The organism is Salicola sp. Rm-C-2C1-2 (assembly GCF_040196175.1).
In the GTDB taxonomy this organism is placed as follows: domain Bacteria; phylum Pseudomonadota; class Gammaproteobacteria; order Pseudomonadales; family Oleiphilaceae; genus Halospina.
Window position 1 is genome coordinate 19,199 of sequence record NZ_JBEFNF010000008.1, and the last position, 12,475, is coordinate 31,673.

Annotated in this window: 14 protein-coding genes; 6 read left to right on the forward strand and 8 right to left on the reverse strand. The window is 58.2% G+C overall.

Annotated features, from left to right (window positions below; genetic code table 11):
• Nucleotides 1-622: 622 nt before the first annotated feature.
• Nucleotides 623-997: a hypothetical protein gene (locus AAF659_RS12785; RefSeq protein ID WP_349752165.1), complete on the forward strand. Its 375-nt coding sequence runs from the start codon at nt 623-625 to the stop codon at nt 995-997.
• An 86-nt stretch (nt 998-1,083) separates the two neighbouring features.
• Here the strand turns inward: AAF659_RS12785 and AAF659_RS12790 are convergent, their stop codons facing one another.
• Entirely contained in the window at nt 1,084-1,734 is a 651-nt protein-coding gene (locus tag AAF659_RS12790) for an RES family NAD+ phosphorylase (protein ID WP_349752166.1), read from the reverse strand.
• Between the two features lie 4 nt (nt 1,735-1,738).
• Entirely contained in the window at nt 1,739-2,053 is a 315-nt protein-coding gene (locus AAF659_RS12795) for a hypothetical protein (protein ID WP_349752167.1), read from the reverse strand.
• A gap of 530 nt (nt 2,054-2,583) precedes the next feature.
• On the opposite strand from AAF659_RS12795, the gene AAF659_RS12800 reads away from it, so the two are divergent.
• The 3 genes from AAF659_RS12800 (at nt 2,584) to AAF659_RS12810 (ending at nt 3,534) form a co-directional block, all read left to right on the forward strand.
• Nucleotides 2,584-2,919 carry a BrnT family toxin gene (locus AAF659_RS12800; protein WP_349752168.1) on the forward strand — a complete coding sequence of 112 codons (336 nt, stop codon included), beginning with the start codon at nt 2,584-2,586 and terminating at the stop codon, nt 2,917-2,919.
• An 89-nt stretch (nt 2,920-3,008) separates the two neighbouring features.
• Nucleotides 3,009-3,209 (forward strand): DUF2281 domain-containing protein, encoded by a 201-nt coding sequence (locus AAF659_RS12805; protein ID WP_349752169.1) that lies wholly within the window; start codon nt 3,009-3,011, stop codon nt 3,207-3,209.
• Complete coding sequence (locus tag AAF659_RS12810) at nt 3,199-3,534, forward strand: type II toxin-antitoxin system PemK/MazF family toxin (RefSeq protein ID WP_349752170.1); 336 nt, start codon at nt 3,199-3,201, stop codon at nt 3,532-3,534. Before AAF659_RS12805 ends, AAF659_RS12810 begins: the two co-directional genes overlap by 11 nt.
• 114 nt (nt 3,535-3,648) lie before the next feature.
• Here the strand turns inward: AAF659_RS12810 and AAF659_RS12815 are convergent, their stop codons facing one another.
• The 6 genes from AAF659_RS12815 to AAF659_RS12840 form a co-directional block, all read right to left on the reverse strand.
• Nucleotides 3,649-4,137: a hypothetical protein gene (locus AAF659_RS12815; protein ID WP_349752171.1), complete on the reverse strand. Its 489-nt coding sequence runs from the start codon at nt 4,135-4,137 to the stop codon at nt 3,649-3,651.
• A 62-nt stretch (nt 4,138-4,199) separates the two neighbouring features.
• Entirely contained in the window at nt 4,200-5,030 is an 831-nt protein-coding gene (locus AAF659_RS12820) for a hypothetical protein (protein ID WP_349752172.1), read from the reverse strand.
• Nucleotides 5,031-5,202: 172 nt separating this feature from the next.
• Entirely contained in the window at nt 5,203-6,594 is a 1,392-nt protein-coding gene (gene glmS, locus AAF659_RS12825) for a glutamine--fructose-6-phosphate transaminase (isomerizing) (protein ID WP_349752173.1), read from the reverse strand.
• Nucleotides 6,595-6,635: 41 nt separating this feature from the next.
• Nucleotides 6,636-7,607 carry a UTP--glucose-1-phosphate uridylyltransferase GalU gene (gene galU / locus AAF659_RS12830; protein WP_349752174.1) on the reverse strand — a complete coding sequence of 324 codons (972 nt, stop codon included), beginning with the start codon at nt 7,605-7,607 and terminating at the stop codon, nt 6,636-6,638.
• Between the two features lie 109 nt (nt 7,608-7,716).
• Entirely contained in the window at nt 7,717-9,303 is a 1,587-nt protein-coding gene (locus AAF659_RS12835) for a phosphohexomutase domain-containing protein (RefSeq protein ID WP_349752175.1), read from the reverse strand.
• A gap of 61 nt (nt 9,304-9,364) precedes the next feature.
• Nucleotides 9,365-10,531 carry a nucleotide sugar dehydrogenase gene (locus AAF659_RS12840; protein WP_349752176.1) on the reverse strand — a complete coding sequence of 389 codons (1,167 nt, stop codon included), beginning with the start codon at nt 10,529-10,531 and terminating at the stop codon, nt 9,365-9,367.
• 371 nt (nt 10,532-10,902) lie between these two features.
• On the opposite strand from AAF659_RS12840, the gene AAF659_RS12845 reads away from it, so the two are divergent.
• Together AAF659_RS12845 and rfbB are read left to right on the forward strand one after the other, a co-directional pair.
• Nucleotides 10,903-11,232 (forward strand): MarR family EPS-associated transcriptional regulator, encoded by a 330-nt coding sequence (locus tag AAF659_RS12845; protein WP_349752177.1) that lies wholly within the window; start codon nt 10,903-10,905, stop codon nt 11,230-11,232.
• A gap of 99 nt (nt 11,233-11,331) precedes the next feature.
• Nucleotides 11,332-12,405 carry a dTDP-glucose 4,6-dehydratase gene (rfbB, locus tag AAF659_RS12850; protein ID WP_349752178.1) on the forward strand — a complete coding sequence of 358 codons (1,074 nt, stop codon included), beginning with the start codon at nt 11,332-11,334 and terminating at the stop codon, nt 12,403-12,405.
• Nucleotides 12,406-12,475 lie beyond the last annotated feature (70 nt).

Genomic DNA, 12,475 nt, shown 5'->3' on the forward strand with positions numbered 1-12,475 from the left:
TGCATTGGTCTCTCCGACTGTGAATTTCACGGAAAATGCTAACTCGAATCACCCCCTCAAAATGGCCGTGGCCACCTCATCCAATGGGACGCATTTTCATCTATTTTGAGGCCAAGAAGGCTCTTCAAACCCAGCTTTAAAGGCGGGTTTGCGGTACCTCGACGGTTTACGGCCCAGCAAAATTTCCACTGCTGCATGCTCTAACGCCTCCAATCATGGACATGCCTGAAACTGCGGTTTATGCACCAGCACTGGCTGAACTTTATTAAGGGTACCTGCCTCGGTTCGGGTGTCTTCTCAGAACAACGGGCAAAAATTGGCACTTTGTTGTACAACGCCTGGTCCTCGACAAACCAAGGCTGCCAACCGGTGCCTGGAGTGATTGTCGGGGCCAGCCATGGCGTTTTGGGGCGAGAAAGCGCGTTTTTTACTACAGATGCGAATGAGCCGGACCTGGGAAGGCTCAGGGGTGGCCGCGAGTTGGGGCGAATACCGATGAAAAAGTGCGGGTAGGTAAGACTCCGATGGCGGGGCAGGCGTCAAGGCAACGACCGTAAACCTGCCCAGCAGCATCAAGTTGCGCTAGAATCGCGCCGCAACTTCAAGGATCAAGACTGCCAACGTGGATTACTGGAAACACCTCTTACTCCCCGCCACTGCCGGGACACTGCTGCTCTACGCACTGCTCTGGCTTCCCTGGCATGAGGTCTACCGGTCTGCGGAGTTCCTCATGGCGCCACTGCTTCTGGCCGCCATGGTCCGATTCTGGCGCCCCTGGTTCCGGGACGCCCCGCTGGTGCGCCTGTGGCTGCTGTTCGTCGGGCTTCTGGTGCTTACCCAGTTCTGGTACGCCTTCAGCCTGCCGGACTCGGAAGCATTCGCCCCCAGCGCCAAGGCCACACGCCACTACCCCAAGCCCATACTGATTTTGGCTGTCGGCATCATGGCGGCAGGCGCTTCCTGCTCTGGTTCGCGGCCGCCGCCGTCATGGGGCTGATTATTCACCTGGCCTTGCAGCTGGCGACCGCCTCAACCCACCTGCCCCGCCACAACACCGCTTGAGCGATTGAAGGATGAAGGATGTCAAAGCGTCTTAAATTCCTCGGTGTAGGCGTACTCGATGAATTGGTCTCCGTCCCATCGCAATACATAGAGTCCTGCCTGTGTAACAGGCGTTGTCGCCGGTGGTCGCAAAAGTGCCACCGCCTCGTGCCCGGGATCTCGTACCGACTCATAAAGGATACCGAACTCGCCGGCAGCCGTTAGTCTGGCGCCCAGATTCTGGCTCGCGGTGTAGCTGTCAGGGTCGTGGACTGTCGTGTCGCCACGCACATCCACCGGCGGCTCAACGATCACTCCCGTATAACAGCGCACCGTTGCAGAGACTTCCTGGGAGAAACCGAATTGACGCCATGCACGGGCCGTGTGGTGTGCCCACTCGCGAAGAGCGGTGCTCACGCTATCCGCAGCGTAGTAGGCGCCTCGCTCGCCGGTATTGAACCGGGCTTCTCGGCCGTAGCAGAACGCGGCCATCACCGGTGACCACCCGGGACCGAAGCGCGCATCGGCTTTATTCACGAAGTGATGCCAGTGCACCGCCCGATCGCTGGTGGCTGATTCCAGCTCACCAAGCAGCATGTGCTCCGGGCTCTCGAACAGGTCAATCGGCGGATGCTTGGTATGGATGACGCGGTGGTGCGTCCACTGAGGATGCTCCCTCGGCCAGTCCGCCATCCAGTCAGGCCCTCATACCGTCCAGGCTACGGCGCACGAAGTACATCGCGCCAATCGAGCCGTCCTCGAGCAAAAAGTCGCGTACCGAGCGTCCCTGCAGCCCGAACAGATCGAGCGGACGCTGGAACATGGCATACGCCTCCTCTTCGTGCCCATCCGGGGTTATCAGTGTCAATGCCTTGTGTATGCCCAGAAGCAAGCTGATCCGCTCCAGCGTATCGCGCGGGATCTCGATCTCATCCTTTGTTTCAACGTGGCGCTTCCAGTCGTACAGGCGGCGCGTGCTGAGCCCACCCAGAAGGGTGGCCAGATCCGACATGCTCAATCCCCACCGACGATAGCGATCGAACAACCACCTGAGTCCTGCCGCAGCGTGGCGCGGGGTGAGTCCATCATGGACGCTTTGGCTTGATGCACCCGGCACCTGGGCCTGTTCAGAAGACTGAGCTAAGGATTGACGACCCATAAATCCCCCTTTTGGTCACACCAAAAGTATATCGGACCTCGCCGTTTTGGGCAATTTTGCATATTTTATATTAGATACTGCAGATTTGCGTATTTGATCTCGCTGCATCAGGAACGGTCGCCGCCCGGCAACCGATTGTTTCGAGCTCACAAAACCACAAAGCCCCCCGGATCTGGCTGTCGAGGCTGCAGTAGGTTCTGACCAGCCCCTGGCGCCCCCTGCAGCTGGGTGCGTTCCAGACGCGCTGAATCACTTTTACGGTGAACCGGAATACGCAGTTGGGCGAAATCGCCATCTGGACAACTAGGCTGACAGAGAGGGTGAGTCTGTTCGAGCAAGAAGATTCAGAGCCTGGATGCGTAAACCGCTGGATAAGATTGTGAATGGCGGCAGCGCAGCACTATCTGATTGTAGTGCACACCTATAGAGTTCAGAATCAAGAGAGTGTAACCATCAGAGTGATATCAGCCCGGCGCGCAACGAGGCATGAGATCACGCAGTACGAGCAGGGTGAATACATGCGGAATGAATATGATTTTTCGAATGCTGAACGAGGCAAATTCCATCACCCGGAAGCGCAGTACAACATGCCTCTCTACCTCGAAGAGGAAGTCCTCAGGTACTTCACAGCTCAAGCAGAATCCAAGGGCGTCGATCTGAACACCCTAATCAATGACCTGCTGAAGAAAGACATCGATCTAATCGAGGGCGTAAAGTAGCTCCTTGGTCCTTCTATTTACTACAACTCAAACCCAGCAATGGGATATTATGATTCAATGGAATACCATCAAGCGGTAAAGGTACCGAGATGAACATTGCCGAACATATCTACCAGGAAGTACGACGCCTTCCAGAACCTCTCGCGCACGAGGTGTCCGACTTTATCGGGTACCTGGAAACCAAGCACGGTTTAACAGAACGAAATACTGAAGAGATCAAGAAAGCGCAGGAACAGGTAATGGAAAAACTATGGGAGAACACGGAAGACGAGGTCTGGGATGAGTGGTGAGCCGGGGAGCCTCGTAGCCATCCCCTTCCCATACACAAATTTGCAAACCGCCAAACGAAGGCCGGTGGTGATCATCACGCCACCGGATCGGCACGGCGACTTCATCGCGCTCGCCGTCACATCGGCCCCAACGCCCGAGAACGCCGTGGCCATTAAGACCAGCGATCTCTCTGAGGGCGCACTCCCGAAGCCAAGCTGGATACGATACGACAAGGTGTTCACGCTGAGCGAGGGAATCATCGTTAAACAGTACGGACGGCTTGCTTCAGAGACTTACAGCCGGGTCCAGGAGGGATTCTGTCACTACCTCGGATGCAGCGGATAGAAAACCTCCTTGCTCCTAACCCCCTGAAAACAATGCCAACGATCAGCGATTTTTTCGGCATTCTCATAAGAATGTACTACGACGACCACAACCGCCTCATTTCCATGCCTACTTTTATGCCTCAGGCTCAGCATTGAACCGGCGGAGATGCTTATTAAGGTGACGGATCTGATAAGCCGCAAGCTGAGTTGTTCTGAAAGCATCAATGGCGAGATTGCCGCCGACATAGGTGAACAGTAGCGCCAGCGGGAAGGTAATAACAACCGCACCGCCTCCATCACTGAGCCCCATCACCGTAAAGCTCCACAGCATCGCCGCAAGGACAAGTATCAACAGTGAGTAGGAGGCAAAGAATGCTTGGCGAAGCCCGCCGCCAATGCCTTTTGTGAAATTGCGGTAGGCGTGGCTGAGCCATACACCATCGCGCTGGCGGGTAGCCGCCAAAGCAACCTCGTCTCCCTTATCCAGGTACCAGTGGCAGTCCAGCCTCAATCTTATCGCCGCCTGGTACCCCTCCAACGAAACAAGGGCTACGTTTTGGCTGATCGCCTTGACTGAGCGCACGCGCCCGGTCACTACTTCGGTTGAGCTCTTTGCTGCCACGGTGATTGAGCCTTTCAGTTTTAACGGGCCGCGCTGCATCCGCTGTATGACGCCGGAACACCTTAATACTCTATGTCCACGCCAATCTCACCCTCCTCCGGCAAGACCTCGATTTCCAACTGGCCCTGGGAAGTGGGCTGATCAGGAACGTAATACCGGAAAGAGTTAATCCCTTCCGAACCCTTTCGATACTGCTCTTGCAGTAACAATGCGAGCATTGCGTGAAGCGTGTCCTTGGTATCGACAGACGGGGCATTGAATTGAACTTCATCGGTGCCGACCTCTCGCTCCGCACCATCGAAAGAGGGAAATGCCAAGTGGTCAAAATCGTAGTACACCCAGAAAGTCGGTCTGAAAAAACCAGGTTCCTCGCTGAACGAGACGCTGGTAAGCGCTCCCTCATTGACAGAATCCGGGTATGTAAAGGAGACAGTGGGCTCTTCCAGAACCAGTGCAACGTTCGTCACAGAATCCGATGCGACCGAAATGTCATCTTTTACCTCGGTTTTCAAAACCAAATGATTACCAAACTGCGCAGCTCCCTCTTTATAGGAGATGCCAGCTATTTCATAGCCGTTACCCACGGGCACAGAAATCGTTGCATCAACGGTATCCGGCACTGGGTAGTCCTCAATCACACGGAACGAGGTCTCTGGGTTCCGGATCACGATTCGAACCATGGACGGTTCATCAAGTGCCTGCGTGAACACCTGCGCTGTTTGCGTTTCCATGCGACGCTGGAACTGGACGCGGACTGAACCTTCTTCCTGAGACGCCTCTTCCCTGGGCGCATCGCTTACTTGGTCGCGAGAATCATCGCTTGAACCACCTCCGGTTATGCAACCGGTCAGCAAAACAAGCGCTCCACCAACCGCTCCAATCGTTACCCGCATCTTTCCTCCTTGATGCACTGCTATTCATGTTCCCCACCGTTCGCCTGAGCCATTGTGCAAGGCCCTTTATCAGACCAGCTGCACTTGAGCCCTCACGGCATAAGAACCGCGATGTTACCGGACTGTAACCCTATCGGCCAGCCACCGCCGCCATGCCAACCCCCAACCACACTCACTCAACCGTCACACTCTTCGCCAGATTCCGCGGCTTATCCACATCGGTGCCCCGCACGCAGGCCACATGGTAGGCCAGCAGCTGCAGCGCCACGACGTGGACAACCGGCGACAGCAACCCCTGGTGCTCGGGCATCTCCAGCACATGGATCCCGGAATCCTCCTCAGTGATACCGGTGCCCTTATCCGCCAGCACATACAGTTCACCACCGCGGGCGTGAACCTCCTGCATGTTGGCCTTGAGCTTGTCGATCAACGCATCTTTGGGCGCAACCATCACCACGGGCATGGTCTCGTCCACCAGCGCCAGGGGGCCGTGTTTGAGCTCACCGGCCGGGTAGGCCTCGGCGTGGATGTAGGATATTTCCTTGAGCTTTAACGCGCCTTCCAGGGCAACCGGGTAGTGGTGGCCGCGCCCGAGAAACAGCGCATGCGCCTTGGTCGCAAAGGCGGAAGCCCAGTGCTCAATCGCAGGCTCAAGAGCCAACACCTGGTGCAGCACATCGGGCAGCGCATGCAGGGTTGCCAACGCCTCGGACTCCTCAGCCGAGTCGAGGTTGCCCTTTGCCTTCGAAAGCGCAAAGCTCAACACATACAGCGCACTGAGCTGGGTAGTGAACGCCTTGGTTGAGGCCACACCAATCTCCGGGCCCGCTCGGGTCAGGAATGCCAGGCTCGACTCACGCACCAGTGCTGAGCCGGCCACATTGCAGATCGCCAGGGTTTTGTCATGCCCCAATGATTGGGCATGGCGCAACGCCGCAAGCGTATCGGCGGTTTCCCCGGACTGGCTGATCAGAACCACCAGTTGGTTGGGGTTCGCCACCGAGCGCCGGTAGCGGTACTCACTGGCGATTTCAACGCGACAGGGCACACCGGCGGTCGCCTCAATCCAATAGCTGGCCGCAAGACCGGCGTAGAACGACGTACCGCAGGCGAGAATTAGCACCGCGTCGCACTCACCCAGAAGCGCCTCGGCGCCATTGCCAAACAGCCTGGGTGAAACCACCTCAGCCCCTTCAAGCAGCGATACGGTGTCGGCAATCGCCCTGGGCTGCTCGAAGATTTCCTTTTGCATGTAGTGGCGGTACTGGCCGAGCGAGACCGCATCGAGGCTCAATTCACTGATAAAGCGCTGACGCACCACAGGGTGGCCTTCACGGTCATACAGCTGATAGCCCGAGGCCGAAATGCTCGCGCTATCGCCATTGTCCAGTGACACCATCTCCCGGGTCAGTGCCAGCAGCGCGGAGGTATCCGAGGCCGCGTAAGTGCCCTGGTCACTCACGCCCAGCACCAAGGGGGAGCCCTCACGGGTGAGCACAATCGTATTCGCGTCGTTGGCGCTGATCACAGCAAGGGCATAAGCGGCAATAACCCTCCACCTCACACGCCTCCGGTGGTTGGTGACGTAGGGCCCTCAGGCTTCATTCAATGAGGCGGCTCCGCCTGTTCGGCGACACCAGGAGCGGCGCCACTCACCTGCTGCTCCGCATCACCGGCGTCAGCAACACCAAGCTGCCCCCGCAGAAACTGCTCAAAAGCCGCCCCCAAACTTTCATGGCGAAGAGCGTAGGTGGCAAAGGTTTCCAGGTAGCCCTGCTTGTTCCCGCAGTCATGGGAATAGCCCTGAATATGAAACGCCTCAACGGTCTCATCCGCCATCAGCATGGCAATGGTGTCGGTCAGCTGAATCTCATTCCCGGCACCGACAGGGGTCTGCGCCAGCAGCGGCCAGGTGGCGGCGGACAGCACATAGCGCCCGACCACCGAAAGATTGGAGGGCGCCTCATCCACGGCGGGCTTTTCAACAATGGCGCCCATCGGGCTGGCCTGCCCTGCCTCAATCTTTTCACCGGCCACGTCCGCAACGCCGTAGTTGGAAACCTGCTCATGCGCCACCGGCTCCACCAGCACCTGCGAGTGCCCGCACTCATCAAAGCGGCGTACCATCGCCGCCAGATTATCCCGGCTCGCGTCTGCCGCTGCCTCATCAATCAGCACATCCGGCAGTACCACCGCAAAGGGCTCATTACCCACGGCTGGGCCCGCACACTGGATGGCATGCCCCAGTCCCAGCGCCTCGCCCTGGCGCACGTGCAAAAGCGTCACGTCATCCGGGCAGATCGACTGAACCTCATCCAGCAACTGGCGCTTAACCCGGCGCTCAAGCATGGATTCCAGCTCAAAGGAGGTGTCGAAGTGGTTTTCGATGGAGTTCTTGCTGGCATGGGTGACCAGCACAATCTCCTTGATGCCGGCGGCCACGCACTCATCCACCACATACTGGATCAGTGGCTTATCGACGATGGGCAGCATCTCTTTCGGGATGGCCTTGGTCGCCGGCAGCATGCGTGTGCCCAATCCGGCGACGGGGATAACGGCTTTGCGGACCTGCCTCATAGTGTACTCCTTGAGTGTTTGTTCTTTGTTGCAACATCAGTGTCCATCCGCCCTTTGCACAGCCACTGCGTACTTTTAGGGCCTTCCAGACGGTCGTCTTTTACCAGGCTCATTCACCAACCAACTGCGACAGCAACCGCTGGCCATCGCCCACCAACGCTTCCAGGTGCGTCTCATCGCGAAAGCTCTCCGCGTAAAGCTTGCAAAGCGCCTCGGTGCCGCTGGGGCGAAGGGCCAGCCAGCCTGAGGGCAGCACCACCTTGATCCCGCCCAGCGGTGCCCCATTACCTGGGGCCTGGCTGAAGGCATGGGTCACGGTCTCACCTGCAAACTGGCGACCTTCCATATCGCCGCGGCCAAGTGCCTTGATCGCCGCTTTCGCCTCGGCGGTGGCGGGCTGATCCACGCGGCGGTAGTGCGGCTCGCCGAAGCGGTGGGTCAATCGTCGGTAGCAGGCACCGGGCGTCTCGCCCGTGACCGCCTGAATCTCGGCGGCCAGCAGCGCGAGGATGAGACCGTCCTTATCCGTGCTCCAGGGCCGCCCCTGGCGATCCAGGAAACTCGCCCCGGCACTTTCTTCGCCCGCAAAGCCGATCCGCCCCGCCCGAAGGCCCTCCACAAACCACTTAAAGCCCACCGGGCACTCCTCAAGGGCACGCCCGTGATCGTTCACCACCCGGTCAATCATCGCTGAGGAAACGGCCGTTTTACCCACCCCTAAGCTTGCGGGCCAGTCCGGTCGGTGCGTCAGCAGATAATCAATGCACACACTGAGAAAGTGGTTGGGATTGAGCAGCCCACCGGCATCCACAATGCCATGGCGGTCCCCGTCGGCATCGTTGGCCACAACCAGATCGAAGTCGTCGCGCTTAGCAATGGCGCTGGCCATGGCGTGCTCACTGGAGCAGTCCATGCGGATGCGCCCGTCGTGATCGGGATCGAGAAACGCAAAATCCGGCGCCACTCGCGGCTGGGTGAGCGTGATGGCCACCCCATAGTGCTCACGAATGGCCTCCCAGACGCTGAGTGTGGCCCCACCCATGGGATCCACACCAAGGCGAAGGCCGCTGCCGGCGATGGCTTCCATGTCCACCACCTCGCTCAGAGCCGCCACATAGTGAGTAACGAAGTCATAATGCCCGGCCCGCTCCCGCGCACGCTCCAGCGCGACAGTGGGTATGGCCTCACCGCCATCGGCTAGAAGCTCGTTGGCGCGGCGCTCAATCCAGCCGGTCGTGTCACTGGAAGCCGGCCCGCCGTCCGGGCCGTTGTATTTGATGCCCCCATCCTCCGGGGGATTGTGCGACGGTGTGAGAATCAGCGCGTCGGCCTGCTCGGTGGCCTCAGCGTTATGCGACAGAATGGCCCGTGAGACCAGTGGTGTCGCCACCGGGCGCTGCGCGCTATCCAGCCGCACATCCACCCCGTTGGCCACAAGCACCGACAAAGCGGTGCCCAGCGCGGGCGTCGACAAGGCGTGGGTGTCCGCCACCAGAAACAGCGGTCCGGTCACACCGGCGTTTTTGCGATACTCGGCCACCGCCTGGGCAATAGCGCGGATGTGGGTCTCGTTGAATGAGCCGGTCCGGGAGCAGCCGCGATGTCCGGACGTTCCGAACGCCACCCGCTGTTGCGGGTCCTGGGCGTCGGGCAGGATCTGGAAGTAGGCGCTGATCAATTCGGGAATGAACGACATGCAAAAAGTGCCTTTTAACGGGTAACGCCAAGGGGATCGGGCTGTGAAAGGTCAAACAAATTCAGTCGCTTGAAAACAGATCGCGAGTGTAGACCTTGTCAGCCACATCAGCCAGTTCGTCGGTAAGGCGGTTGGCTACAATCACATCCGCCTCGGCCTTGAACGCCTCCAGGTCCGCGATGACGCGGGAGTTGAAAAAGGTATCCGCCTCCAACACCGGCTCATGGACAATCACCTCCACGCCTTTGGCCTTGATGCGCTTCATCACGCCCTGCATCGCCGAGGCGCGGAAGTTATCGGAGCCGGTTTTCATGATCAGCCGGTACACGCCCACCACCTGAGGCCGGCGACGCAGCACGGACTCGGCAATGAAATCCTTGCGCGTGCTGTTGGCATCCACAATGGCGCCGATCAGGTTGTTCGGCACCTCGTGGTAATTGGCGAGCAGTTGCTTGGTGTCTTTGGGCAGGCAATAGCCGCCGTAACCAAAGGAAGGGTTGTTGTAGTGATCGCCTATGCGGGGATCGAGCCCGACGCCCTCAATGATCTGGCGCGTATCCAGGTTGTGGGTCTCTGCGTAGGTATCGAGTTCATTAAAATAGGCCACGCGCATGGCCAGATACGTATTGGCGAAAAGCTTGATCGCCTCGGCCTCGGTGGAGTCAGTAAAAAGCACCGGGATATCCGTTTTCTCGGCACCCTGGGTCAACAATCCCGCAAAGGCCTCCGCCCGGCTGGAGCGCTCCCCTACGATCACCCGTGATGGGTGGAGATTGTCGTAAAGGGCCTGGCCCTCGCGCAGAAACTCCGGTGAGAAAATCAGGTTGTCGGTTTCAAAGCGCTGACACGCTTGCGCCGTGTAACCGACCGGCACCGTGGATTTGATCACGATGCTCGCGTGTGGATTTATCGACAACACATCCCCAATCACCGCCTCCACGCTCGATGTGTTGAAGTAATTGGTGTCCGGGTCATAATCGGTGGGCGTGGCGATGATCACGAAATCCGCGTTGCGATAAGCCTGTTCCTTATCGAGCGTGGCGGTCAGGTTCAGGGGCTTGTCCGCCAGAAACTGCGAAATCTCCGCGTCATCAATGGGCGAGCGCTGCGCGTTGATCGCGGTCACCTTCTCCGGCACCACATCGAGCGCGGTTACCTGGTTGTGTTGAGCAAGCAATACGGCGTTGGACAGGCCGACGTAACCCGTGCCAGCGACGGCAATGTTCATGGATATCTCCTTTACCTGAGCGGGTGGTGCGCTTGAACGCTGAGGATTTTAGTCTACTTTCTCACCCGAAGGATATGCGACTTGCAGCGAAGTCTCCCCGCCGCACTCTGGCGCGCCAAGTCGGGGTAGCGCTGTGCAGGCGCGATCGTATTGGCCTCAGCGTTCAATCCTACTGGCCTTGCCAACCCCTGTTTCGCGGCTTAACATCCGCCACTTCAAAAAGCGCACGAACAGTGCTATGCTCACGTTCACAACCTGAACGCACCCTCTTCCTCCTCTGCTTGTCCAGCTTGGAAGAAGCAAAGGGCCGCACCACCGATTTGGCAACAGGGGGACACACCCTGGGGCGGTAGCGTGCCCGGACCCGGCCGATGCTCTCAGACGAACAACACTACCAACTGCTCAAAGCCCTGGAAGACAACCCCAACACCTCCCAGCGCGAGCTGGCCAGAGAGGTGGGTTACAGCTTGGGCAAAATCAACTACTGCCTCCAGGCGCTGAAGAGCAAAGGGCTGGTCAAAGCGGAGAACTTTCGCAACAGCACCAACAAAACCGCGTACCTGTACAAGCTCACGCCTGCCGGCATCAGCGAGAAAGCCACCATCACCCGGCGCTTTCTCTCGCAAAAGCTGGAAGAGCATGAACAACTGGCGCGTGAGATTGAAACATTGAAACAGGAAGTCGCGGAACAAACTCAATAAGGGGCACTCTACCTCTCCCTGCAGAAGCAGGTTATGGCCTCGATAGATCAGTCGTGCAACAACACTATAGCCAATCCCTTGCTGTAAGAAGAATTCAATATGAAGATCCTTGTCACTGGAGGCGCAGGCTTCATCGGTTCCGCCGTCATTCGCCACATCATTCGCAACACCAACGATGAAGTGGTCAACCTCGACAAACTCACCTACGCCGGCAATCTTGAAAGCCTCGCAGAAGCCGCAGAGAGCCATCGCTACGCTTTCGAACAGGTGGACATCTGCAACCGCAGCGAGGTCGACCGCGTCCTGGCCCAACACCAACCAGACGCCATCATGCACCTCGCTGCTGAAAGCCACGTAGACCGCTCCATAGACGGCCCCGCAGCCTTCATCGAAACCAACATGGTAGGCACCTACACTCTGCTGGAAGCGGCTCGCCAGTACTGGCAAACCATGGATGCCGAGCAGCGCGAGAACTTCCACTTCCACCACATCAGCACAGACGAAGTCTACGGGGATCTCCCGCATCCAAGCGACACCCCTGATGCGGAAGAGTTCCTGTTCACCGAGTCCACCGTCTATGCACCGAGCAGCCCCTACAGCGCAAGCAAAGCCGGTTCGGACCATTTGGTACGAGCCTGGCAGCGCACCTACGGCCTACCGGTGCTGATCACCAACTGCTCGAACAATTACGGCCCCTACCATTTTCCGGAAAAACTGGTTCCCCTGATCATTCTCAACGCCTTGGACGGCAAATCACTCCCCGTCTATGGCAATGGCGACCAGATCCGTGACTGGCTCTACGTGGAAGACCATGCCCGCGCCCTGCACACGGTTCTCACCGCGGGCAAACCGGGAGAGACCTACAACATCGGCGGCCACAACGAAAAACAAAATATCGAAGTGGTTCTCACCATTTGCGACATTCTCCAGGAAATGCGCCCACAGGAAAAACGCTACCGCGACCTGATCACCACCGTCACAGACCGCCCAGGCCACGACAGGCGCTATGCCATTGACGCCAGTAAAATTGAAAAAGAACTCGGCTGGACGCCAGAAGAAACCTTCGAATCCGGCATCCGCAAAACCGTGCAGTGGTATCTGGACAATTTGGAATGGTGCCAACGAGTACAAGACGGCACCTACCAGCGGGAGCGCTTAGGCCAAACAAGTTAACCCTAAGTGATCGTCGAATATTCCTAACGCTCAGTTAGCGGCGGACATTTCCTCTCCCTTTCGGGAGAGG

Coding starts and splice junctions, on each gene's coding strand:
- AAF659_RS12820 (WP_349752172.1), bottom strand. CDS start 5,030: ATGCGGGTAACGATTGGAGCGGTTGGTGGAGCGCTTGTTTTGCTGACC.
- galU (WP_349752174.1), bottom strand. CDS start 7,607: ATGAGGCAGGTCCGCAAAGCCGTTATCCCCGTCGCCGGATTGGGCACA.
- AAF659_RS12790 (WP_349752166.1), bottom strand. CDS start 1,734: ATGGCGGACTGGCCGAGGGAGCATCCTCAGTGGACGCACCACCGCGTC.
- AAF659_RS12795 (WP_349752167.1), bottom strand. CDS start 2,053: ATGTCGGATCTGGCCACCCTTCTGGGTGGGCTCAGCACGCGCCGCCTG.
- rfbB (WP_349752178.1), top strand. CDS start 11,332: ATGAAGATCCTTGTCACTGGAGGCGCAGGCTTCATCGGTTCCGCCGTC.
- AAF659_RS12835 (WP_349752175.1), bottom strand. CDS start 9,303: ATGTCGTTCATTCCCGAATTGATCAGCGCCTACTTCCAGATCCTGCCC.
- AAF659_RS12805 (WP_349752169.1), top strand. CDS start 3,009: ATGAACATTGCCGAACATATCTACCAGGAAGTACGACGCCTTCCAGAA.
- AAF659_RS12840 (WP_349752176.1), bottom strand. CDS start 10,531: ATGAACATTGCCGTCGCTGGCACGGGTTACGTCGGCCTGTCCAACGCC.
- AAF659_RS12810 (WP_349752170.1), top strand. CDS start 3,199: ATGAGTGGTGAGCCGGGGAGCCTCGTAGCCATCCCCTTCCCATACACA.
- AAF659_RS12845 (WP_349752177.1), top strand. CDS start 10,903: ATGCTCTCAGACGAACAACACTACCAACTGCTCAAAGCCCTGGAAGAC.
- AAF659_RS12800 (WP_349752168.1), top strand. CDS start 2,584: ATGGCGGCAGCGCAGCACTATCTGATTGTAGTGCACACCTATAGAGTT.